Raw genomic sequence first — 25,010 nt, 5'->3', positions numbered from 1 at the left:
GAAGATTAAAAAATTAAAGACATGAAACTAAATAAGAAAAATATAACCCTTATAGCCCTCTGCCTGTTTGTGGCGTTGATGTTCCCGCTGAGTTGTAAAAAGGATTTTTTAACGCAAACAAATCAACAAAATTCTACTGCTAGCGGTAGTTTTACAAAATCACAGGATGTTGTGGCATTGGTAAACAGTATTTATGATAGCTATCAGAATAGTGACCTGATGAAAAAGTCGATCTGGTATTATGCCAATTTCTTTTCGCATGACTGGTATAACGATGGGGGTGATATAGCGTGGAATTCCTATACAATAAGCCCTACTTTTGGTGCAATTGATGTTTTTTGGCGAAATGCTTATATCGCTATAGCCAGGGCAAACGCAGCGTTTGATATAATAGCTACCGCAAAAACCAAAGGCGTAGTTACCTCAGCTTTAGCAGACCGTTTAACAGGTGAGGCTTACTTTTTAAGGGGTATGACCTATTATTACCTTGCGGGTACTTTTGGAGGTGTTCCGTTAGAATTAAAACCTGGTGGCACAGGCTTAACCCCAAGAAGCAGCCAGGATGAGGTATTTGCCCAGGTAGTGTCTGATATGAAACAGGCGGAAAACTTGTTACTATCCAAATCAACCCTGCCTGTTGCTGAGCTGGGTCGGGCTACAAAAGGAGCTGCATATGGTTTTGAGGGCGCGGCGCAAATGTGGTTAAAGAAATACGACCTTGCATTAGCTGCTTTTAATAGCACAGAGTTAACAGCGAACTACCACTTAATGCCAAATTTTGTGGATGTGCATGAATTTAACCATCAGAACAATGACGAATCGCTTTTTGAGGTTCAGTTTGATCTCCCTACAGGCGAATCACAGAGCTGGGACGGCGGTTGGCAGAATGGCGGTGAAATTGCCTGGATTGATGATTTTAGCTGGCCCCATGAAATAAGCGGATTTGGTTATGATTATGGTAACCCCGGTCTTTCTTATTCATACCAGGCAGGCGATCTGCGTAAAGTATTAACCATTATTGGTCCCGGTGATGAAATTCAAAGCCCCGGAATTATTGCCAAATGGGGTGGTATAAAAGGTTATGCGGTAGTACAATCAGGTTTTGCAAACGGCCTTAAAAACAAACCTACTGACCCATATCCTATTTACGCGGGTGATGATGGCAAGATTATCAACACTTGTGGTTCCCTTAGGGCGCCATGGTATGGTGATGACCTTACCCGATCAGGCTACTATTGCTCAAAAAAATGGCGCGATCCAAACCTTACCGGCGCTAACGGTACCTCGGCAATTTTTGGTTCTCAAAACCAGATCTTGCTTCGCTATGCAGAAGTACTGCTGTCAAGGGCCGAATGCAAGGTTCATACCGGCGATGTGGCGGGCGCTTTGGCTGATATTAAAACAGTTAGAGACAGGGCATTTGGCGGAAACGCACCAGCTGTTATGAAGGACGGGCTTACTTATGATGGTAAACCTACTACCCCTATAACAGACCCATTACAAATGGTATTGAGCGAATACAGGCATGAGCTTAGCGGCGACTATTCACTGTTTTATAACCTGCGCAGGGCAGGAGGAACAACGCCGGGACAAATTGCCCGTGATTTTATACATGCTAATTATGGCACTACCGATAGTTTGAATCCTACGCCTTACCCTTATGGCCCGACTGCTGATGGTCAGCTTCACGGGGTGTGGTTTACATCTTTGCCGGTGGGACATGATATATGCCCTATTCCACAACCGGAAATAGGGTTAAATCCAAACCTGAAACAAAATCCTGGTTACTAATTACTAATATTATAATGATATAAAAAAATGCTGCTTCTTTCGAAGTAGCATTTTTTTGTGTTAACCGAAGTATAGAAAATTTTATAAATTGATTAGCTTAATAACCATTGTTAAACCCTGATGTTGTTAAGTTAAGGAAAAATACAAAGTAATGCCCCCCTCAAGCATTTTAGCCCCACCCAACCCTCCCCTGAAGGGAGGGCTTTAAAAAAGAGTGAAGCTAAAGTCTCCCCTACCGGGGGAGATTTAGAGGGGGCTTAATTATTAGGGTTTCCTTAACTTATTGACTGTTAAACCCTGATTACATGAGGAAAGTTATAACTGTTTTTTCATTGCTCATCGCTTTGATGGTATTATCGAAATGTAAAAACACTTCACACACACACGTATTTTATCTTAATGACAACTTTATAGGAGTACGGGAAGGGAGAACCGTTAAATTTTATGAAACAAAAGATCAAAAAACCTGGAAGTATAGTGAGGGGAAGGACTTTGTTGGACAAGATGATATTGACGACGTGTTTTATTTTGCCGGTAGCTATATAGGGGTTCGGCAAGGCAAAACGGTAAAGTTTTATCAAACCAATAAAAAAGGAGAATGGAACTATAGCGCCGGTCGGGATTTTATTAGCCCTGATCGTATTGATGGTGTTTTTTCTTTTAACGGTAACGCAATAGGGGTAAGGCAGGGCAGAACTATAAAGTTTTATGAAACCAATTTACAGGGAACATGGGCTCCTGGTAACAGGCTTAAAGATTTTAGCGGTGATTATGATATTGATGGTGCATTTTATTTAAGCGGGAGCTTTATAGGCATCCGGAAGGGTGGAACGGTAAAATTTTATTATTTAACGGGGGAGGGAACCTGGGCTAAGAGGCCTGGCATTGATTTTACCAGCAACAACAATGTAGATGATCTATTTTACCTCAATACGGGTTCTATGGGTGTTTTGCAAGGAAGAACTATACAGTTTTATGCGATAAACGGACAAGGAAGCTGGGCGCATAAAGAAGGTATTGATTTTAATTTTTAAAAGGAGACAAGGTTTAAGGAGCGCCAATAAAACAGCAGCCGTAAGCAGGACTTCCGGGTATGTTTTTAATTAAATATAATGCGGTATAAAAAAATAAACATTGTTACTGCAATAGGTGCAATAATGTTTTCTGTTGTTTATTTACAATGTAAAAGCAGTAAACCTGCTGATCCCCGCGGCGATCTTTACGCAGGGGCGGTAGCATGCTCAAAATGCCATAGTAATATTTATAACACATACCTGCATACAGCCCACTATGTTGCAACGGTGGCGGCTACGGTTAATACCATACATGGCAGTTTTGCTAAAAATTTCAACGTATTTAACTTTAGCCCATCGCAAAAAATTATAATGGAAAAGCGGGACAGCGGCTTGTTCCAAACCTATTATTTAAATGGAAAAGTAGCAGAAAGCCGCCGTTTTGATATTGTTTTAGGTGGCGTAAAAGGCGAAAGCTACCTGTACTGGAAAGGGAATGAACTCTACCAGCTACCCGTATCGTATTACGCAAAACAAAACCAATGGCTAATGAGCCCCGGCTATATGCCAGGCCAGGTTTACTTTAACCGCCCGATAGCTTCCCGCTGCATGGAGTGTCATTCCGGTTATATCGCAGGCCAGCCTGGTGAAGTACAGCGCTTAACCGCTGCCGAACAATTTGATAAAAGTTCATTGGTAATGAGTGTTGATTGTGAACGCTGTCATGGCCCGGGTGCCCAACATGCAGCGTTTCAAACCAATAACCCTAGAGTAAAAACAGCAAAATTTATAACCAGCTTTAGTTCATTACCACGTGCACGCAGGCTTGATGTGTGTGGAGTATGCCACTCGGGCAACAAAAGCCCGATGCTGAAACCAACCTTCGGCTTTAAGCCCGGCGATACCCTTGCTAATTTCAAACTGCCGGATTTTGCGCGCGCTATTGACACCGGCCACCTGGACGTACACGGTAACCAGGTACAGTTACTGCAAAGCAGCAAATGTTTTATCAATAGTAAAATGGATTGCGCTACCTGTCATAACACGCATCAAAACCAACGGGACAACACCTCTTTTTATATCCAAAAATGCCTTGACTGCCATAGTGCGGCTAATCATAACTTTTGTAAAATGGCAAATACATTAAATGCGCAGTTCATCAAATCAAACTGTATCCAATGCCATATGCCTGCTTTACCCTCTGGGGTAATTATAGCGCCAACTATAGCTAAAGGGACATCGGCAGATATATTGGTTCATACGCATCACATTGCCATCTATCCGCAGCAAGTAAAAAAGGTATTGGCTTTTATTAATAAATAAAAATGTAAGATCAGAATGAATAAACAGATCCAAATACTTTTCTTTTTTTGTGTGGTTTGCCTTCTTTCGTGCAAAAAGCCAACATTATTCCAACAGATCCCTTCGTCGCATTCAGGCATTACTTTTAATAATAACATAGCCGAAAGCGACTCAATAAACCCATTGGATGTAGTAAATATTTATAACGGGGGAGGTGTTGGCATTGGCGATTTTAATAATGATGGATTGCAGGACATCTATTTTACCGGGAACAGGGTATCTAACCGCCTGTATATAAATAAAGGCGATTTTAAATTTGAAGACGTTACCGAAAAAGCGGGTGTTGCCGGCATGGGCAGATGGGGCAGGGGTGTTTCCATTATCGATATAAATAATGATGGCCTAATGGATATTTACGTCTGTAACACCATTTACAAAGATTCGGCACGCCGCGTTAATCTTTTATATATAAACCAGGGGGCTGATGAGGAGGGTGTTCCTCATTTTAAGGAAATGGCAAAAGAATATGGGCTTGATATAAATGTACAATCGACCATGGCTGCTTTTTTTGATTATGACAATGATGGGAAATTGGACATGTACCTTACCGTTAACGAAGCAAATGAACATTACTACCCAAATGTGTTTGGATCAAAGGATAAAGGCACTGTTGCAAGTACGGGGAGGCTATATCACAATGAATGGGACCCGCGGTTAAAACACCCTGTTTTTCATGACGTTTCGGTAAAAGCCGGCATTAAGTTCCCGGGTTTCGGGCATGCGGCAACTATTGTTGACATTAACAGAGATGGCTGGAAGGATATTTATGTAAGTAATGATTTTATAGGGTCAAATTTACTATATATAAATAATCACGACGGAACTTTTAGCGAACGGTCGAAGGAGTATTTTAAGCATACTTCGCTTAACGCAATGGGGGAGGATATTGTTGATATTAACAATGACGGCCTTGCCGACGTTGTTGAGCTTGATATGAACCCGGAAGATAATTATAGAAAAAAAATGATAATGGGGCCCAACAGCTACCAGGCCATACAAAGTTTTGATCTGTTTGGTTACCAGTATCAATATGTACGGAACACATTGCAGCTTAACCAGGGCCCCAGGCTTTTGCAAAACGATACCATCGGCAGCCCGGCTTTCAGCGAAATTGGATTTATGAGCGGCATTTCGCAAACCGATTGGAGCTGGACACCAGTAGTAACTGATTTTAATAATGACGGGTATAGGGATATTATTATTACCAATGGTTTTCCAAAAGACATAACGGATCGTGATTTTATGACTTATCGCCAGAACGCTTACGCTGTGGGGTCAAAAAAACAGGTACTTGACCAGATCCCTTCTGCAAAGATCCATAACTATGCTTACCGTAACAAGGGTGATCTTACCTTCAATGATGAAACTAAAGACTGGGGCTTAAATGTCCCCACGTTTTCAAATGGGGCTGTGTATGCCGATTTGGATAACGATGGAACAATGGATCTGATCATCAATAATATTAACGATGAGGCGCTGATCTATAAAAACACTTCTCGCGAGAAGGACACCACAAACACCAATTACATTCAAATAAAGTTTAAAGGGGATAGCCATAATTTAAATGGGTTGGGCGCCTGGGCAGATATTTATTATAACCACAATAAACACCAGGTTGCTGAAAATAACCCTTACAGAGGCTATCTGTCAACAAACCAAAACATTGCCCACTTTGGCCTGGGTAAAATCCACCTGCTTGATTCCGTAGTTATCAGGTGGCCAAACGGTAAAAAGCAGGTATTGCAACAGGTTAAAACTAACCAGGTAATTACAGTTAACATTGCCAATGCAAAAAAGCCTTACTTATGGGGGGCTCCTAAAACTGCGGATAAGGCTTTATTTACTGAAGTAACCAAAGCAAAAAACATTAACTACATCCATAAGGAGAAGGATTTTGTCGACTTTAATATTCAGAAATTATTGCCTCACAAACTTTCGGACTATAGCCCAGCGCTGGCCGTTGGCGATGTGGATGGTAATGGATTAGATGATATTGTTATTGGTGGTAATTCATTTTTTCCGGCACAAGTATTTCTGCAGCAGCAAAACGGAGCGTTTATTCAGCACGGCATTACACCGATCCAAAATATGTTTTCGAATACGAAAGACGAAGGCTTGCTTTTATTTGATGCCAATGGCGATGGTAAGTTAGACCTTTATATCACAAGGGGTGGTTACCAGAATGCGCCGGGCGATACCACTTACCAGGATAAGCTGTATATAAACGATGGAAAAGGTAATTTTAAGTTAGCTGAAAACGCTTTGCCAATAAATGGTACAAGTAAACTGTGCGTAAGGGCTTTTGATTATAATAAAGATGGGAAGCTTGACCTTTTTGTATCGGGCAGGGTTGATCCCTGGAATTATCCAAGATCTGTATCAAGCTGCATATTACGTAACGACAGTAAAAACGGTGTAGTGAAATTTACCGATGTAACCAACGAAGTAGCGCCGGCTTTAAAAAACATAGGTATGGTGTGCGATGCCCTTTTTACAGATTATGATAACGATGGCTGGCCCGACATGGTACTGGCCGGCGAATGGATGCCTGTAACATTCCTGAAAAATGATCACGGCATATTTAAAAACGCAACTCAAACTACTGGAATAGCTAATAAAACGGGCTGGTGGAACAGTATTGTAGCCGGCGATTTCAGGCATACGGGCAGGATGGATTATATTGTGGGCAACGTTGGTTTAAACACTTTATACAAAGCCAGTGAGCAATATCCTGTTTACATAACCGCTAAAGATTTTGATAAGAACGGGAGCTACAACGCCTTTACCTCTATCTTTTTGCCCGATGTAAACGGGGTGAAAAAAGAATTCCCTGTGGTAGGCCGGGAAGATATATTAAAGGAGATGATCAGCATAAAAAAGAGGTACACCAACTATAGATCATACGCCACTGCCACAATGGATGAGGTGATAACTCCCGAAATGCGAAAAGGGGGATTGAGATTAAAATCAAATACTTCAGCTTCCTGCTTTTTAAGGAATGACGGAAATGGCAGGTTCACCATGATCCCATTGCCAAAACAGGCACAGGTATCAGCAATAAACGGAATGGTGGTTGATGATTTTGATGGTGATGGCAACCTTGATATAATGATAAATGGCAACGATTTTGGTACCGAGGTTGGTGTTGGGCGTTATGATGCCTTAAACGGCTTAATGCTTAAGGGCGATGGCAAAGGAAACTTTAGTCCTCAAAGTATCCTTCAAAGCGGCATTTATATCCCCGGCGACGGTAAAGCGCTGGTAAAACTGCAAAACAGCAAGGGTGGCTATATGCTGGCTGCAAGCCAAAACAGTGGCGCTTTAAAAGTATTTGAGCTGAAAGGGAAAACAAATAATATAAAACTGCAGCCTGGTGACGAAAGCGCGATTGTTACTTATAACAACGGGAAAAAACAAAGGCAGGAATTTTATTATGGATCATCATTCCTGTCGCAATCCGGAAGGTTTTTAACTGTAAATGCAGCAGTGAAATCTGTTGAAATAACAAATAATAAAGGACAGAGCAGGAGCATATCTATTGCGCATTGAATAAGAATCTGCCTTATCACATGGCAACATTTGATAGTGTATTTGTTGTGAGTTACTTGTTGGTAAACTGGCGCTTCGGTTGAGACCCGGAGCGCTTTTTTATTTGTGCAATACTAATTTAACGTGAGTTCGATATAAACATTGGTGAAACATCTTGATTATGAATTACTTACACTTATTTGATTCTTGATAAATGGCTAAGTATTTGATAGTCAGAATGTTTCACAGCGTTCCGGGTGTTCCGTGTGCAAAAATGGAACGCTTTGCCGGCGCGGATTATGCTTTTTTTACTTTATAGAACTTGTAGCCAAAAAAGAAAATAACCAGGTAACAAATTATAGGTAAGTAATAGGCTTTAGCTACGTCGTGATTAGCTATTTGCCCCATCAACAGCGGGAATACCGCGCCGCCCACTACCCCCATGGCTATAAAGGACGAAGCTTGCTGTGTATGACTGCCCAGGTTTTTGATTCCCAAACTGAAAATAGTAGGAAACATAATGCTGAAAAAGAAGTTGATCATGAGCAGGGCGATGTACGATGTCCAGCCTAAGCTTTGTGCTACTATTAAACACATTAAAATACTGCCGCAGGCAAATGCCGCCAGCAATTTATTTGGCGCGATAAACGTCATTAACGAAGTGCCTACAATACGGCCTAAGGCCATCATCCCCATAAAAATAATCATAAAGTACCCAGCCTTTTCATTGCTGAAATGCATAATGTCCACACCATAGTTAATGAAATACGCCCAGGTGCCCCCCTGTGCCGCTACATTAAAAAACTGCGCTGCTACTGCCCATACAAAATGTGAATGCTGGTATAATTTTTTTGATGGTGCAACATCTACATTAACAGCATCCAAATCTGTTGCCGAGGCTTCTATATGCGGGTCTGTTAAAGCGGGAATTTTTAAAAACATAAAGGCAACCGCTATGAGGATAATTACGCAGCCGATAGCTACATACAACGTTTTTACAGAGGTAAGGTCGGTTGAGCGCACGGTATCGGAACTCAGCAGGAAATAGGAGCCAATAGCGGGGCCAATCATGGTACCTAAGGCATTAAAGGTTTGTGCGAAATTCACCCGCTGGTCACTCCGGCGCTGGTCACCTAATGCTGCGGCAAAGGGATGTGCCACAGTTTCTAATGTAGCCATGCCGCAACCCATAATAAACAAGGCTATCCTGAAAAAAGTGAATGAGGCCGCGTTGGCAGCAGGTACAAACAAGAATAAACCAGAGGCAAATAAAATCAACCCCAGAATTACACCTGGTTTATAACCAAACTTCTTTAAGAAATAACCCGCAGGGATACTCATAATAAAATAAGCGCCGAAAACGGAGAACTGGATTAAGCCTGATTGGGATTTGGAGAGATTGAGCACATTTTGAAAATGCTTATTCAGCACATCGCTCATAGAGTGCAGCAATCCCCACATTAAAAACAGGGAGGTTACAAAAATAAAGGTTAGTATAAACCGCTTCTCGGTAAAGGCCGCTTTTTGCTGCATAATGATAGTTTTTGTATTGGTATGGTGAATGTAAGCGAAATATTATTCAAATGCAGATTTGAATTAGGTTTTCTTTCAATTACCCGGGTCGGGAAAGATTATTTACCTTTGCTTCGAATGAAATACCTGGCTTTCATCTTCAGTATCTATTTTGTGCTCCTGGCTTTATTGCCTTGCCAGGACAGGAATGAGATTGCCGCTCATGTAAAAATCCATGCTGCTGTTCAACAAAGTCATTCAGGTAATGACCTATGCGGACAGGAAACTTGTCCGCCTTTTTGCAGCTGTACCTGCTGCTCTACGGCCAGGCAATTGACCTCAAACCCTGCTCTTACCATATTTACGCAAACCATTGCACGTTCATATGCTGAACATGCCGTTGCCGCTATCAGGGAACAAAGCATCGCCATCTGGCAGCCCCCTCAAATAAGTTAATACGACAAAATTTCATTAATCAATCGCCTGCAATATCACATTGCATGGCTTATCTGTATTCGTATTAATTTTTACCATTTATGTTTGATAAGATCATCTCGTTCTCTATCAGGAACAAGGTAACTATCGGGATCATGACGCTGGTGCTGGTGCTTGCAGGAGTTTATTCTGTTTATCACCTGCCGGTTGACGCGCAGCCCGATATTACCAATAACCAGGTACAGATCATAACACAAGCCCCCAGCCTGGGGGCACAGGAAGTGGAGCAGTTTATAACCGCCCCTATAGAACTATCCATGGCAAATATTGCCGGGATCATTGAAAAACGCTCCATATCACGTTCGGGCATCTCCGTTATTACCATCGTATTTAAAGATGACGTGGATATTTACTGGGCAAGGGCGCAGGTTAACGCGCAGCTAAAGGAAGCTGAAAACAGTATCCCGGCAGGCTTGGGCGAACCGGTATTGGCGCCTATTACAACCGGCTTAGGAGAAATTTACCAGTACGTGATCCATGCCAAAAAAGGGTATGAAAATAAATATACCGCAACCGAATTGCGTACCATCCAGGATTGGCTGGTACGAACCCAATTAGCCGGAACAGTTGGTGTTGCCGAAGTAAGCGGCTGGGGCGGTTATGTTAAACAGTATGAGATAGCGCTTGATAATGATAAGCTTAATTCATTGGGTTTAACTATCCCCGAAATTTATGAGGCCCTGCAAAAGAACAATGAAAATACAGGAGGTTCCTACATTGAGCAGCAAAGTAAGGCTTATTTTATAAGGGGGTTGGGACAGGTGCAAAACCTGGATGACATCCGGAAGATTGTGGTGAAAAACACCAAAGGCTCACCCATATTGATGCGCGATATTGCAACCGTTCAGTTTGGCAGCGCAACACGATATGGCGCGGTAACCCGCAATGGCGAAGGCGAGGTTGTTGCCGGGGTGGCCCTGATGCTGAAAGGTGAAAACTTTAGCCAGGTGATTCAAAATGTAAAAGACCGGATGGTGCAGGTACAAAAATCGCTGCCCGAAGGAGTGGTGATAGAGCCATTTATTGACCGTACAGAATTGGTTGGCCGGGCGATAGGAACGGTAAAACGCAATTTACTGGAAGGTGCGCTCATCGTGATTTTTGTATTGGTTCTGTTATTAGGGAACCTTCGCGCCGGTTTGGTAGTGGCATCGGTAATCCCTTTGGCCATGTTGTTCGCTTTTTCTATGATGCGGCTGTTCGGGGTCTCGGGCAACCTGATGAGTTTGGGTGCAATAGATTTTGGATTGATTGTAGATGGCGCAGTAATTATAGTAGAAAGCGTGGTGCACCATATTACCACGGGCCGCTATAAACAGGAGGGCATTCCCAAACTAACAGCCGGACAAATGGATACGGAAGTAAGAGACAGTGCAGGTAAACTTATGAAGTCTGCCGCGTTTGGACAGATCATTATCCTGATTGTTTATCTGCCGCTGTTGTCGCTGGTAGGCATTGAGGGTAAAATGTTCAGGCCAATGGCGCAAACCGTAGCCTTCGCCATATTGGGTGCTTTTATCCTGTCGCTAACTTATGTACCCATGGCAAGCGCTTTGTTTTTAAGTAAGCAAACCTCGCATAAACGGAATATCTCCGACCGGATCATCGAATTTCTGCAAAGGATCTACCAGCGGGCATTAATCGCAGTTTTAAAAGCTAAAATTATTACGGTAATCATCGTGTTTGTCCTTTTCGGAATTTCGATTTGGGCATTTAGCCGGATGGGGGGAGAATTCATCCCAACACTGGAAGAAGGTGACCTTACCGTTGAAATATCCATGATGCAGGGTACATCGCTTACAGAAGTGGTAAAGACCTTTAGCAAAGCCGAGAAGATCCTGAAAGATCAGTTTCCCGAGATCAAACAGGCTGTTACCCGGATCGGCAGCTCGGAAATTCCTACCGATCCTATGCCGATGGAAAAGGGCGATATGATGCTGGCTATGAAACCCAAAGCCGAATGGAAGTCGGCAAAAACCCGTGAGGAAATGATGGCTAAGATAGAAGAAGCACTGGAAGTTATCCCGGGGATCAATGTTGAAATTTCGCAGCCTATGCAAATGCGGTTTAACGAGTTGATGACAGGGATAAGGCAGGATGTAGCCATTAAAATATATGGCGATGACCTGGATGTTTTGGCTACCCAGGCTGGTAAAATAGCCAAACTAATTGCCCATGTAAAAGGCGTAAGCGAACCCTATATTGAAAAAGTAAGCGGATTACCACAAATACAGGTTGCCTATAACCGTGATAAAGCGGCGCAATATGGTTTAAATATCAGTGATGTGAATATGATCCTGAAAACTGCTTTTGCAGGTAGTGTAGCCGGGGTTGTATTTGAAGGCGAAAAAAGATTTGATATGGTGGTAAGGTTAAACCGGAACCTGCGTGAAAATATTTCGGGGGTTGAGAATTTACTGATCCCTTTACCATCAGGCAATAAAGTACCGCTTAGCCAGGTAGCAGATATAGCCTTTAAAGATGCCCCTGCACAAGTATCCCGTGAGGATGGCAAGCGGCGGATCTATGTAGGTTTCAACGTAAAAGACCGCGATGTGGAAACAACAGTTAATGAGATCAAAGCCAAACTAAATGCCGGTCTAAAGATGCCGGCGGGCTATTATTTAACTTACGGCGGCCAGTTCCAAAACCTGCAGGCGGCAAAGGCAAGGCTATCTATCGCTGTTCCGGCGGCGTTGCTGTTTATCCTCATTTTGCTGTATGTAACTTTCCGCTCTGTTAAGCAAAGCCTGCTGATCTTTACCGCTGTTCCGCTGGCATCAATGGGTGGGATTGCAGCGCTGATGCTGCGGGGAATGCCTTTCAGTATCTCGGCAGGGGTGGGTTTTATTGCCTTATTTGGCGTTGCCGTGCTCAACGGCATTGTGCTGATAGGTTATTTTAACCAGCTTAAGGATGAGGGTATTGATAATATTTACGACCGCGTATTGCAGGGTACAAAAACCAGGCTCCGGCCGGTATTGATGACTGCTTCGGTAGCCTCGCTTGGCTTTCTGCCAATGGCCTTGTCGGCAAGCGCTGGAGCAGAAGTGCAAAGGCCGCTGGCTACCGTGGTAATAGGCGGTTTAATTACGGCCACATTCCTAACCCTGTTTGTATTGCCCTGCCTGTACCTATTGTTTAACCGGAAGGAAGCCATAAATATTAAGGTGCCTAAAACCTTATTGGTTTTAATAGTTATTGGTGGCAGTGTGCTTTTTAAAACAACGCCCGCTAATGCCCAAAAAAGCGAATCATTAACATTGGATAGCGCCATTGCAAAAGCATTACGGAATAACCTGCAGATGCGATCAGCAAGCCTTACGATTGAACAATCCAGAGCCTTACAAAAATCGGCATTTGATCTTCCAAAAACAGAGGTGATGCTGACGCAGGACCCAACCAGCGGCGGCAATATGGATAATGCCATCGGGATTACCCAGAACATAGCCTGGCCCGGCTTGTACAAAAATCAATTGAAGCTGTTCAACCAGCAAACCATATTGGCTGAAAGAACGGGAAATATAACCCGCGCGGTAATTGTAAAAGATGTTCGGAACGCTTATTATGCTTACCTGCTTAACCGCGAAACTTTACGAATCCTTAATTACCAGGGCAGTATTTATAATGGCTTTGTGAAAAAGGCCGAAGTAAGGTTCAAAACAGGCGAAACGTCCAACCTTGAATTGATCAGTGCACGGAACAAATACCAGGAAGTGCAGGCGCTTAAGATCAGTGTACAAGCTGATTTAACAAGCAATGAACTGGCATTAAAACAATTGCTTAATACCAGTGAACCGATAATTATTGCTGAACAGAAATTGCCCCTGGCGTTAAGCATCGCTACAGATTCGCTAAACACAGGCAATAATCCACAGGTTAATGCGGAACAGCAAAACATAGAAGTAGCCAACGCCCGCATCGCAGTAGAAAAATCAAAAGGGATGCCTGACCTTACATTAGGGTATAATCAGCAATTGGTCGTCTCCGGTTTCAATCCTGCAAGTATTGATAGAGGATATTCGCCCGGTACTCGAATTGCAGGGATCCAGGTTGGGCTTGCATTACCTGTTTTTAATAATGCCAACCGGGCAAGGGTAAAAGCGGAGAAGCTATCAAGCCGGATAGCCCAAACCAATTACCTGCATACCCAAAGCCAGGTGCGCCTGCAATACGAACAGGAATTGCAGCAGTATCAAAAGTTCAATCAATCGGTTCAGTATTATACAGCCGGAGGTTTAAAACAAGCGGATGAGCAATTAAGGATAGCGCAGATATCTTTTAACCTGGGCGAGATCGGCTACATCGAATATATTCAGAATGTATCTGCCGCCGTGCAAACCAAATTAGCTTATGTAGAAGCGGTAAGCCGCTTAAATCAATCAGCCATTCAATTGCAATTTTTAAGAGGAGAATAACATGAAAACCATACCCTATAAATTATTAATAACAATACTAGCACTTACTGCAACGCTGTTTGCTTCGTGTTCAGGTGGTTCGGAAAAAACAGGAGATAATGCTGTCACCAAAGAAACCACCGGAAAAGAAAAATCACAAAGGTTGGAACTCAGTGCCGAACAAATGAAAACGGTAGGCATTACTATTGGCCCAATAGAGCAAAAAAACCTGGATGCCGTAGTGAAAGCGAATGGCCAATTAGCTGTTCCGCCGCAGAATAAAGCGGATGTGAGTATTCTATCAGGTGGTATTATCGGTAACATCAGCGTGCTCGAAGGTCAGCAGGTAAAACGCGGACAGATCCTGGCAACTATCAAAAACCAGGACCTGATTAAATTGCAGCAGGACTACCTCGCCGCAAAAAGTAATTTTACCTATGTGCAGGCCGAGTACGAGCGGCAAACGCAACTCAAAGCCGCAGGTGCGGGAACTGGGAAATCATTTCAATCGGCACAGGCAACCTTTAACGCCGAAAGTTCGCGGATTGCTGCTTATGAAAGCCAGTTAAAACAGTTGGGTATTTCGCCGGGTAAAATTTCAAATGGAAATATAGTTAGTCAGTTTCCGGTGCTATCACCTATTAATGGCACGATTGGTCAGATCTCAGCTAATACCGGTGCATTTGTACAGCCCGGCACTTCTATAATGGAGGTAGTGGATAACTCAAAGATCCATTGCGACCTTACTGTTTTTGAAAAAGACCTGATGCGGGTTAAGGTTGGTCAGAAAGTAAGCTTCCAGCTAACCAACCAGGATAACCAGGTTATTAGCGGCACTATTAACGGCGTTAATAAATCTTTTGAAAATGAAAGCAAGGGGGTAATTGTTCATGCTGTAATCAACAACAAAGAGCAAAAAAACCTGATCCCCGGCATGTATGTAACGGCTTTAATAAGTACCGGCAGTAAAATGACCCCTGCCGTACCTGTCGATGCCATCATAAGGTCGGAAGGCAAGTATTACATTTTTGAAGTAGTGGCTAACAGCAATAACAAAGTAACATTTAAGAAAGCAGAAGTTACAGCCGGGGCAACAGAACTGGGTTATGTGCAGATAAAACCCTTAACGGATTTACCTGCTAATGTGCAGATAGCCACCAAAGGAGCATTTTACCTGGAATCAAAAGCAGCAGGTGGTGCGGAGGGTGAATAGCTATTGCAAACGTTTGCGCGGTGTTTAGTTCCTTATTTTTAGCCGGTTACTTATTAAAGTGGTAATTTTCATCTGCCAATTATTTTAACACAGGTTAAGCCGTTGAAAGCTTCCTGTATTGCCAATAATAAATCAGGGCAAAAAATATTACATTATGAGTAAATCATTCAAAAAAATACTTTTATCTGCAACTGCGGTATTGTGTTTATTGCAGGCATTTGGCCAAAAGGCTGTGCCCGATCCAAAAGTATTCTGGTCAGAAAACTTTAAAGCCGGTAAATTGCCCGAAGGCTGGAAAAACGTTGATAACAGCAAGCAAAGCCTGGAGTGGCTGGTTACCAATCAGCCTTATCCAGGCTCGTATCAATACCAGCAACAGGCGCCGCCTATAGCATCAAAAAGCCGGGGGTATCACTTACAGTTCCAGGCAGGGTATTTTGTTGATGAAGATCAGCCAACATGGATAAAAAAGGGCTGGCACCCTGACACCTGGATGCAAACAAGTAGTATTGATTGCTCCGGAAAATCATCTGTCATCCTGCGTTTTCAGCAAACTTTCCGTTATAACAATGAAGCTGCGGCCCCGGGCGCCGGTTTATTCGTAGGCATAAGCACCGATGGCGAAAAATGGACTGATTTTAATGTGATGAACAACGCCCCTGCAGCAACAGATATGTTTACGCCTATTAACCAGGAGCTTAACATTACCAAAATAGCAGCCAATCAGCCAAAAGTTTATGTCCGTTTTTATTGGAAAGGCTATTACAGCTGGTATTGGATGATTGATGATATTGCATTGGCCGAAGGTTATAAAAAGGATTTGGCAATAGGTCGGCTACAATCGCATAATGAAGAGGATAATACTTTTACGAAAGCGGATGTGTTGGCAGTAACCGTTAAAAACAGCGGTATTGAAACAATCAAATCGGCATTTAAATTAACCTGTAATATTGATGGCAAAAAGGATATTGATGTTGATGTACCGGCAAACGAAAAGGGAATCGCTCCCGGTGAAGAGATCATTGTTAAATTACCTGCAACTGATTTAACTACCCGGCCTGCACATAATTTAAAATTCAGGTTAGATTATGACGCAGATGAAAATCAATCGAACAATAAGCTTTCAATAAAAATAGATGCTAAGGAATCAAAGGTTGGAAACTTAACGGCTTTTAAAGCTAACAAGAACGAGTTTAACATCTCAGCCGGACTGTCGGCCTTTAAACTTATTTTTTATAAGGATGATATTTTCAGGATCTGGATGACACCTGACGGGGAGTTTACAAACCCTGCCGGTAATGATATTGTGGTGAGCTATGCGGTAAAAAATCCCGTGGTAAATTCAACCGATAAAGGCAGTTATTATCAAATAAAAAGCAAGACCTGTGTGGTGCGGGTATATAAAGCGCCTTTACGCTTTGCCATGTACGATGTTACGGATACCCGCCAGATTTGGGAGGAGGCTGAACCTTTATCATTTGGTGCGCATACCAAACAAACTATGAAACGCCAGCCCAATGAATATTTTTATGGCTGCGGGATGCAAAACGGCTATTTCTCGCACCGCGATAAGAATATCCTGATTGAAAAAGGCGGTGGCTGGGATGATGGGGGAAGGGCCAATCCTGCGCCATTTTATATGTCGACAGCCGGCTATGGCGCTTTCCGCAATACTTTTGATGCGGGTGTTTACTCGTTTAAACAGCAGTTAGCCTTCTCACATAACGAAAACCGTTTTGATTGTTTTTACTTTTATGGCCCGTCGCTAAAGCAGGTTTTAAATGGCTATACCCAAATAACCGGCCGTCCGTTCCTGATGCCACGCTGGGCACTGAGCATGGGCGATGCCAATTGTTACAATCGCGGTGTTAAGGGTGATGCTACCAAAAACTATGCAGGCAGCGGTATTAACGGAACTACCCCCGATGTTATAAAGCTGGTGGCAGATAAATACGTTGCAAACAATATGCCCCGCGGCTGGATCCTGCCCAATGACGGTTATGGCTGCGGTTATACTAAGCTTGATTCTACCATTAAAGAGTTGCACAAGCGCGGCTTTTACACTGGTTTATGGACAGAGAATGGGGTTGAGAAGATAGCCAAAGAAGTTGGTCAGTATGGATCGCGGGTAGCTAAACTGGACGTTGCCTGGGTAGGTCCCGGTTATAAGTATGCTTTGGATGGATGTAAAGCGGCGTATGAAGGGATTGAAAACAACAGCGATGCCCGTGGTTTTATCTGGAGCGTAATGGGTTGGGCAGGTACACAGCGTTACTCAACGGTTTGGTCTGGCGATCAGAAAGGGAACTGGGAATATATCCGCTTTCATATTCCAACGGTTATTGGCTCAGGTTTATCAGGCTTTAATGCTGCCACCGGGGATGTTGATGGTATTTTTGGCGGCAGCGACTCTACTTATACAAGGGACCTGCAATGGAAATGTTTTACCCCAGTATTAATGGTAATGAGCGGCTGGGCAAAAAAGGATAAGCAGCCTTACATATACGGCGAACCCTATACTTCCATCAACCGGAAATACCTGCAGCTTAAAATGCGGTTAACACCATATATGTACACTTATTGTGAGCAATCTCACGAAACAGGTGTTCCCGCCAGCCGCGCCATGGTGCTTGAATATCCTAAAGACCCGGTAACCTGGGACAAAAAAACGCAATACCAGTTTATGAACGGTGAGTGGTTGCTTGTTGCCCCCGTTTATAAAAGCGAAAGCAAACGCGATAGTATTTACCTGCCAAAAGGCAATTGGTATGATTACTGGAATGGTAAAGAACTTGCAGGTAATACCTGGTTAAATAATTATCCGGCATCGTTAGATAAACTTCCGTTGTTTGTAAAAGCAGGGGCTATTATACCTATGTACCCGCAAATGAACTATGATGGCGAAAAGAAAACGGATAGCCTAACCATTGCTGTTTATCCATTTAAAAAATCAGCCTTCAATTTATATGAAGATGATGGTTTAACCCGTCAGTATAAAACCGGTGCATTTGCAAAGACATTAATTGAGGTTGATGCAACTACTAAAAACGTAGCGGTTAAAATTAATGCCGCACAAGGCGACTTTAAAGGAAAAAATAAAACAAGGGTTTATTTATTAGTGATCCATCAAAATGAAAACCCTAAAACCATTAGTCTGAATGGTAAAAAGCTTAAAGTTTGCAGCAGCAAGCAACAGTTTGATAGCGCTAAAACCGGTTATTATTTCGATAAGAATGATAGGGAAGGGGTGGTGCACATTAAAACAGACTACCTAAGCACTGTGGCAAGCCAGGTTGTGAATTTGATGAACAGGTAAACCTTGTCATTTTGAAGTATATAAAGATTTACGAAGTTTTTAAAACTTCGTAAATCTGACAATGTTGAACAGACGATGATGGTTGTCTACAACAAAAAAAGGTGATTGGGGTATCCAATCACCTTTTTTGTTAAACAATTATCAATACTACTTCCCTACGGCAGCATCCAAAACCGGAGTAGTTACTGAAGTAATCTCCGTTTGCTTTACCGCATTCAACTGATCTAAAACAACAATGCTGTTAATCCCCTTTTTTAACCAGCAGCCGGGTAAATAAAGCGTTTGCTGCGGGCCTATTTTCCAATAACGGCCAATGTTAATTCCATTTACAAAAACAATACCCTTGCCCCAATTTTTCATATCCAAAAAGGTATCGCCGGTATTGTTCACATTAAAAGTTCCCTGGTAAAGTGTAGGGTGACCAACGGTATTAGTACCTGCCTGTAAAGCAGGAACTTTATCCATTGGTAGCTTATACATTTGCCAGTTACCGGTTATTTCGTGGTCATCAATTTTAACCGGGCTGATAATGCCTTTAAGGTTATGAATAATTTCACCGCCATAATTAATGCGGCCAAGGTTCTCAACCAAAATATCCAGGCGGGCATTAAACGGGATCTCAATTGCGCAGGTAAAGTTATTCCCCTGCCTGTTAAGCTCCCCCACCTTTTCGCCGTTTACATAAATGGTTGCATAATCTCTTAAACCTTCCAAATGCAATGTGCCGCTTATAGGCTGCGTAAACTTACGGCTGTATAAAACATAACCATGGCCTTGGTTAAGGCTTTCAAAAGTTTGCGGGGTATCGCTTACTACCGGCTCCTGTTTTTTAGCTATCTCCAGCAGGTCGGCTGTTTTTGTTAATTTGATGGGAGAGAGCTGGATCACCGGAATTTGTGCAGGTACCTCGGGTACAGAATATGTAACATATTTCTTCATTAAATTACGGATCGCCATAAATTTTGATGTTGCCCAACCGGCTTCGCTTATTGGCGCATCATAGTCATAGCTGGTAATATCAGGCTGAATTTTATGTTCCTTATCATAATTGGCGCCGCTTGTAAAACCAAAGTTGGTGCCACCATGGGCCATGTAAATATTGAATGAAACGGTATCCTTTAAAAAAGTTTCCAGTTCTTTAACTACTGAAGCTTCAGGTACTTTTTCAAATTTTTCGCCCCAATGATCAAGCCAGCCAGGATAATATTCTGCTGCCATGTAAGGACCTTTACCGTTATTGTACTGATTTACCAGTTTCTTCAAATTCTTGGTATCTGTTTCGCCATTCGCTGTAGGCATTGCTCCTTTTATAGTGCCACCTTCAAAAAGCCAGTCGCCATCAGATGTAAACAGGGGAACATCAACACCTGCATTTAAGAGCATATCTTTTATTGCAGCGCTGTAAATTTTATGATCAGCCAACGGTACATCCTTGCGCTGGGCAACGTATGATCCAAACTCATTTTCAGCCTGTACCATAATAATAGGGCCGCCATGGGTAATTTGCAGATCCTTAACCTGGTTAACCAATTGGGTGATGTACGTTTTGCATGAATCAAGGAATTTTTGATTCTTACTGCGGATCACCATGTCCTTATCCTTTTGCAGCCACCAGGGATAGCCGCCAAATTCCCATTCGGCACAGGCGTAGGGGCCGGGTCTTAATATAACCATCAAACCTTCCTGCTGTGCTATTTTTATAAACTCGCGGATATCGCGGTTGCCGGTTTTAAAATCCCATACACCCGGGCTGGTTTCATGATGATTCCAAAATACATAGGTGGCTACGGTGTTCATCCCCATAGCCCGCAGCATTTGTAAACGCTGCCGCCAGTATTCTTTGGGGATGCGGGCAAAATGCATCTCGCCCGAATGGATCTGAACAGGCTTTCCATCATACTGAAAAGCACCATCAGTTATGGCAAATGTGTGTTTTGACTGGCAAATGCCCTGCAGGGCACAAAAAGCAATCAGCAGGAAAGAAAGGAATATTTTTCTCATTATAATGTATTTAAGATGTTTACTATAAAAGGTATTGGTTATTAATACTGTTAATTGTTTTTTTCTTCGGAACTATTTATTGTGGCAAAGTGAAACCAGTTGAAATCGGCATAGCCACCAACCCCGGTTTCGTTGGTGCTATAGTTAAATAATGCGAAACGATTTGCTGTCCAATCTAATCCCAGCCCCATTTTTAGTTCATTACCTATGGGATGATAGTTTTTTCCATCGGTGCTATAAGCAAATGATGCGATAAAGCCTATATGGGTAACGGAGGCTTTAAACCAAACCCTGTTACCTGTAAGATTTAAGGAAGTAACGGTGCTGTCATTGTTCATCATTACAATTTTTCTCTCCTTTCCTTTTTGTTGAACAGCTACAAAAGCATAAGGAAACTGAAAAACGCCAAATCCGGCAACATCACCATCTTTCATACCGCTGACATTTATTTCAACGGCACCATTTGAATAAGGACCTTGCACTCGCTGGGTAAGTGTATTTCGGGCATCGGCCAGTTTCGGGGCTTTACCGGATTTTAACCGCAAGTACCCTTTGTGTTCTGTAAGCGACCATTTTTCCGGATCAGGATTATGGTTCCATTGCCACTGTAACCCTAATTTGGGAGAATTAAATTCATCAGATGTAGCGGGAACTGCGATTGGGTAAACGGCGCCAATATTTGGCTTTTTATCAGTATCCACTCCTTTGCCATTTTTTCCTATCATTGGCCAGCCATCTACCCATGTAACAGGTTCCAGGTTAGGCACGCGACCAATGGGGCCACGATCTTGCATAATAATAAACCACCAGGAGTTATCTTTTAATTGCACCATGCCACCCTGGTGTAATCCATTGCCAGGATAGGTATGATCATCATTAATAACCACCTTCGATTCGTATGGCCCGTAAATATTATCTGACCGAAGGCAAACTTGCCTGCCTTTTGTGCCACCTGTAGAGCCCAGCAGGTAATATTTTCCATTAATTTTGTATAAGTGCGACCCCTCAAGATATGGATATGCAGGGTTGTTGTAGATTTCTTTTTTAGGAACTTTTACCGACTTTGCATCGCTATTAAGCTCAGTAATATAAAGTTTTTGCTGCCCATGTGCTACGTACACCTTTCCATCATCATCAAAAAACAAACCGGGATCATACAGATATTCTTTAAATATGGTTCTTGTCCAGGGGCCTTCAATGTTTTTAGCAATGCAGATAGAAAAATGCCCTTTTTTATCATCCATGTCGGGTGTGCAAAATCCTGCATAAAAAATGCCATTCTGATAGCGTAGGGTTGATGCCCAGGAGCCGCTTAAATACATATTTCCACCCTTCATATCATAACGGGGATCCTCGTCATACCGGGAAACGGCATATCCTGTCATTTTCCAATTCACAAGATCTTTAGATGTGGCAATAGGGCAAGCCGGTACATAATGCATACTGGTGGAGATGAAATAAAATGTGTCATCTACACGGATAATATCAGGATCTGGCCAATCCCCCCACATTATAGGATTGGTAAAAGTGCCATTACCATTATCTGGAGTCCATACCTGTATAGATTGATTTTTTGTTTGAGCAAATAATCCAATGTTGTAAAACAATAACAAAAATAACAAAGCCTCCTTTTTCACAATTTTTGTTTTTTAATTCAATAGCATACTTTTTAATAAAAACTTACATGAATTCAACCTTGCTGCTTTTTAACTGGTATGTTAAAAATAGCTGGTTTTATGCTTTCACTTTGATAATATTTTCAACGCTGCTTCTTTTAATTTTTCTGATGTCGCATTTATGGTAATTAGGCCGGCATTGTTGGTGCCCCGCACTAAAATCGAAGCAATACCGCCTCTTACCGTTACTGTATCTGGCCCTATGATTTTACCGTTGCCACTAATTACAAAATGAACTTTTGTTTCATTATCCAAACACATAATTGTACCATTTTTGTCTGTTACTTGCGCATGCACAAAAATTGCGTCTGCACCATCAGCGTGTAGTTGCTCTCCTTGTGTGTCTGCAATTAATTTGAGCTGGGTTTTTACCAAAGGAGTTTTAACTATCTGCTCAGTTACTTTTTTACCCTTAATAAAGCCGATAGCCTTTACATCCCCGCTTTCCCAATTTATGTTTTTAAAAGTAAAAGGAGGGTGAGTTAGATTGGTGCAATTACCGCCGTCAAAAGGCCTTCCACCTTTTTCAAAGTCGCCGTAATCTGTATCCGGTCCGGAATCCGGGTGTTGTTTTTTTATGAGTTTCCCATTTACATATAATGCTACCTCATCGCAATTAGCATAAACAATTACGTTTTCGGGTTTACTAACGGGTGTCCACCAGTTGGCAATGTAAATCATTGGTTTGTTCTCTGCGCCAAATGCAGCTTCACCGGGGTCTAGCTGGCTTTTAAAAAAGTAATAGCTGAATTTCGGTAAGCGGTACACATCCATCATTCCCCAATCTGAAGTGGTTTTACTAAATGACTCAAATCCATCAAAAAATGCCCAGGTAGCATCCCCGATTGTCCAGGGATAATAAGCGGAACTTCTTAAAAGATTATGCTCCCATTGAAAATTCCACGCACTTTGCAGCAGTGCCTTTTCCCCGTTACTCCTGTTTACTCTTGTGGTTGATGATGATCCGCCAAATTCATAATCACCATACTCCCTTACAAAACCGGGGCTTTCAGGCTGTACGTCCTGTGGTCTTCCAAATGGGTCAATCCAGTTATTAAAAGGTACGTCCCATTGGGTATGTTTTGCAGCATATGTATCGCCGCAGGTAAAAAAGTTATCACCGGGATATTCTTCATGGGCAATTTCTGAAGACTTGATTCTAAAGCTATCTGATGGATAAGTTTCGTTTAAACTTACTTCCCACATAATAACAGAAGGGTGGTTCCTGTCTCTTCTTATCATCTCCCTAATATCTGAGAAAACCCTGTCCTTAAAAATGTCATTGTTATTGAAAAACTGCCAGCCTGGGATCGGATTACCCAGCATTATTCCTAATGAATCGCAAACATTATACACAGACGGATCCTGTGGATAATGTGACAGCCTTATGAAATTAATGCCGGCTTCTTTTATTCTTTTCAGATCGCGGTATTGCGCCGCATCAGATAATGCATTACCGATAAACGGGTAATCCTGGTGCCTGTTGGTCCCAACAATCCGAAGCGGTTTATCGTTCAGTTTAAATCCTTCAGACCTACTGTAAAACAGCTTCCTGATACCGATTTTCTGCGAAAAATTATCAACCAAATTACCATTGCTCCATATTTCTGTTTTAAGTACGTAAAGATTTGGCTGATCAGGAGACCAAAGGTCAGGTGTTGGCACAGTGATTTTCTGCTCCAGTTCCTTAACACTATTACCGGTCATTTCAAATTCAGAGGTGTTTGAATATAATTGAGACTTGCTTCTTGAATTGAAAAGAGTTTGTTTTATAACTATGGAAGATGTTTTATTAGACGCTGAGTTTTTAACCTGTGTCTTAATTATCACATCTGCGCTTTTTGAAGATATATTTTCAGACCTGGCAAAAACACCACCACCTGCAATTGTATGGGCATCAATTGGATCCGTAATATAAAGTGGGTCAGTTGCAATTAAATATACATCCCGGTAAATTCCACTCCAATATAAAAAACCTAATTTGGCCAGAGGTTTTCCCGGAGGTAAGTTAATATTGTCCCTGTTATCCAAACGTACAATAATTTCATTTTTATCATTATAATTTACATAATCATTAAGTGGGATTGTAAACGGTAAATATCCACCCTGGTGTTGTGATACAAACCTCCCGTTTATCCAAACTGATGCGGTTTGCATTGCCCCTTCAAAACGCAGAGACAAGTGTCTGCCTTTATATTGGGCAGGAATTATGAATGCTTTTCTGTAATAACAAATACCTGTAAATTGATTAACTCCGGGGTTTAATTCCTCCTCATATCTTACAGGATGCGGCAAAGAGATCCTATCCCATTTTAAAGATCTAATTTTAGGATATTCAGTTTCAAAGCCATTTGTAGCTTCTTTTAGCTCATTAAGGATTATACTGTCTGCATGTATATCCTTTTTTTTAATAGTTTCCTGATTAAATTGAGATGAAAAGGAAGTACTGTTCCTAATTACAAGCGTACTCTTAAATTTAGCTAAAGAATCAATCCTGAACATTTCCCAGTTGTTGTTAAAATTGCTGCTGCGGGCCAATTGCTGGGCATGTGCAGAACAACAACAGGTGAGATAAACAATAACTGCAAAAAGTTTCTTCATATCATTATTTATTTCAATAATGTTTAAAAATCTTAACCATTTAGCCCAACGGCAAGTGGTTAAGATAATTAACGTTATTGATAAAGGATGTAACAAATTTAGCAT

The 25,010-nt window shown here is 42.1% G+C and carries 12 protein-coding genes; 8 read left to right on the top strand and 4 right to left on the bottom strand.

Annotated elements, in window-relative coordinates; genetic code table 11:
* The first annotated feature begins 21 nt into the window (after nt 1-21).
* The 4 genes from BUE31_RS10215 to BUE31_RS10200 all read left to right on the top strand — a co-directional run bounded on the left by BUE31_RS10215 (nt 22) and on the right by BUE31_RS10200 (nt 7,715).
* Complete coding sequence (locus BUE31_RS10215) at nt 22-1,791, top strand: RagB/SusD family nutrient uptake outer membrane protein (RefSeq protein WP_073402982.1); 1,770 nt, start codon at nt 22-24, stop codon at nt 1,789-1,791.
* A 305-nt stretch (nt 1,792-2,096) separates the two neighbouring features.
* Nucleotides 2,097-2,825, top strand: coding sequence for a hypothetical protein (locus BUE31_RS10210; RefSeq protein ID WP_073402980.1), 729 nt, complete (start codon nt 2,097-2,099; stop codon nt 2,823-2,825).
* A gap of 78 nt (nt 2,826-2,903) precedes the next feature.
* Entirely contained in the window at nt 2,904-4,127 is a 1,224-nt protein-coding gene (locus tag BUE31_RS10205) for a multiheme c-type cytochrome (protein WP_073402977.1), read from the top strand.
* Nucleotides 4,128-4,142: 15 nt separating this feature from the next.
* Nucleotides 4,143-7,715, top strand: a complete 3,573-nt coding sequence (locus BUE31_RS10200) for a VCBS repeat-containing protein (RefSeq protein WP_073402975.1) — start codon at nt 4,143-4,145, stop codon at nt 7,713-7,715.
* 276 nt (nt 7,716-7,991) lie between these two features.
* Here BUE31_RS10200 and fucP read toward each other — a convergent pair whose 3' ends face one another.
* Nucleotides 7,992-9,227 carry an L-fucose:H+ symporter permease gene (gene fucP, locus BUE31_RS10195; RefSeq protein ID WP_073402973.1) on the bottom strand — a complete coding sequence of 412 codons (1,236 nt, stop codon included), beginning with the start codon at nt 9,225-9,227 and terminating at the stop codon, nt 7,992-7,994.
* A 117-nt stretch (nt 9,228-9,344) separates the two neighbouring features.
* Here fucP and BUE31_RS10190 point away from each other — a divergent pair, with 117 nt between their 5' ends.
* The 4 genes from BUE31_RS10190 to BUE31_RS10175 all read left to right on the top strand — a co-directional run bounded on the left by BUE31_RS10190 (nt 9,345) and on the right by BUE31_RS10175 (nt 18,627).
* Nucleotides 9,345-9,662 carry a DUF6660 family protein gene (locus tag BUE31_RS10190; protein ID WP_143167080.1) on the top strand — a complete coding sequence of 106 codons (318 nt, stop codon included), beginning with the start codon at nt 9,345-9,347 and terminating at the stop codon, nt 9,660-9,662.
* 80 nt (nt 9,663-9,742) lie between these two features.
* The gene (locus BUE31_RS10185; RefSeq protein WP_073402969.1) at nt 9,743-14,119 is read left to right on the top strand and encodes a CusA/CzcA family heavy metal efflux RND transporter; all 4,377 of its coding nucleotides are present in this window, start codon (nt 9,743-9,745) and stop codon (nt 14,117-14,119) included.
* Between the two features lies 1 nt (nt 14,120).
* On the top strand, nt 14,121-15,311 hold the full coding sequence (locus BUE31_RS10180; RefSeq protein ID WP_073402967.1) for an efflux RND transporter periplasmic adaptor subunit: 1,191 nt from the start codon (nt 14,121-14,123) through the stop codon (nt 15,309-15,311).
* A gap of 154 nt (nt 15,312-15,465) precedes the next feature.
* Nucleotides 15,466-18,627 carry a glycoside hydrolase family 31 protein gene (locus tag BUE31_RS10175; protein ID WP_083619663.1) on the top strand — a complete coding sequence of 1,054 codons (3,162 nt, stop codon included), beginning with the start codon at nt 15,466-15,468 and terminating at the stop codon, nt 18,625-18,627.
* Between the two features lie 147 nt (nt 18,628-18,774).
* Here the strand turns inward: BUE31_RS10175 and BUE31_RS10170 are convergent, their stop codons facing one another.
* From BUE31_RS10170 to BUE31_RS10160, 3 genes are all read right to left on the bottom strand, one after another.
* Nucleotides 18,775-20,628, bottom strand: a complete 1,854-nt coding sequence (locus BUE31_RS10170) for a glycoside hydrolase family 35 protein (protein ID WP_073402965.1) — start codon at nt 20,626-20,628, stop codon at nt 18,775-18,777.
* Between the two features lie 50 nt (nt 20,629-20,678).
* On the bottom strand, nt 20,679-22,265 hold the full coding sequence (locus BUE31_RS10165; protein ID WP_200801899.1) for a glycoside hydrolase family 43 protein: 1,587 nt from the start codon (nt 22,263-22,265) through the stop codon (nt 20,679-20,681).
* A gap of 105 nt (nt 22,266-22,370) precedes the next feature.
* Nucleotides 22,371-24,905, bottom strand: a complete 2,535-nt coding sequence (locus BUE31_RS10160; RefSeq protein ID WP_159440656.1) for a glycoside hydrolase family 2 protein — start codon at nt 24,903-24,905, stop codon at nt 22,371-22,373.
* Nucleotides 24,906-25,010 lie beyond the last annotated feature (105 nt).

It is taken from the genome of Mucilaginibacter sp. OK098, from assembly GCF_900142915.1.
GTDB lineage: Bacteria > Bacteroidota > Bacteroidia > Sphingobacteriales > Sphingobacteriaceae > Mucilaginibacter.
This window is presented reverse-complemented; position numbering and strand designations above follow the sequence as displayed.

Bases quoted from the DNA above. Each gene is read 5' to 3' on its own strand.
- fucP (WP_073402973.1), bottom strand. From the start codon at position 9,227: ATGCAGCAAAAAGCGGCCTTTACCGAGAAGCGGTTTATACTAACCTTT.
- BUE31_RS10175 (WP_083619663.1), top strand. From the start codon at position 15,466: ATGAGTAAATCATTCAAAAAAATACTTTTATCTGCAACTGCGGTATTG.
- BUE31_RS10190 (WP_143167080.1), top strand. From the start codon at position 9,345: ATGAAATACCTGGCTTTCATCTTCAGTATCTATTTTGTGCTCCTGGCT.
- BUE31_RS10215 (WP_073402982.1), top strand. From the start codon at position 22: ATGAAACTAAATAAGAAAAATATAACCCTTATAGCCCTCTGCCTGTTT.
- BUE31_RS10185 (WP_073402969.1), top strand. From the start codon at position 9,743: ATGTTTGATAAGATCATCTCGTTCTCTATCAGGAACAAGGTAACTATC.
- BUE31_RS10180 (WP_073402967.1), top strand. From the start codon at position 14,121: ATGAAAACCATACCCTATAAATTATTAATAACAATACTAGCACTTACT.
- BUE31_RS10200 (WP_073402975.1), top strand. From the start codon at position 4,143: ATGAATAAACAGATCCAAATACTTTTCTTTTTTTGTGTGGTTTGCCTT.
- BUE31_RS10210 (WP_073402980.1), top strand. From the start codon at position 2,097: ATGAGGAAAGTTATAACTGTTTTTTCATTGCTCATCGCTTTGATGGTA.
- BUE31_RS10205 (WP_073402977.1), top strand. From the start codon at position 2,904: ATGCGGTATAAAAAAATAAACATTGTTACTGCAATAGGTGCAATAATG.
- BUE31_RS10160 (WP_159440656.1), bottom strand. From the start codon at position 24,905: ATGAAGAAACTTTTTGCAGTTATTGTTTATCTCACCTGTTGTTGTTCT.
- BUE31_RS10170 (WP_073402965.1), bottom strand. From the start codon at position 20,628: ATGAGAAAAATATTCCTTTCTTTCCTGCTGATTGCTTTTTGTGCCCTG.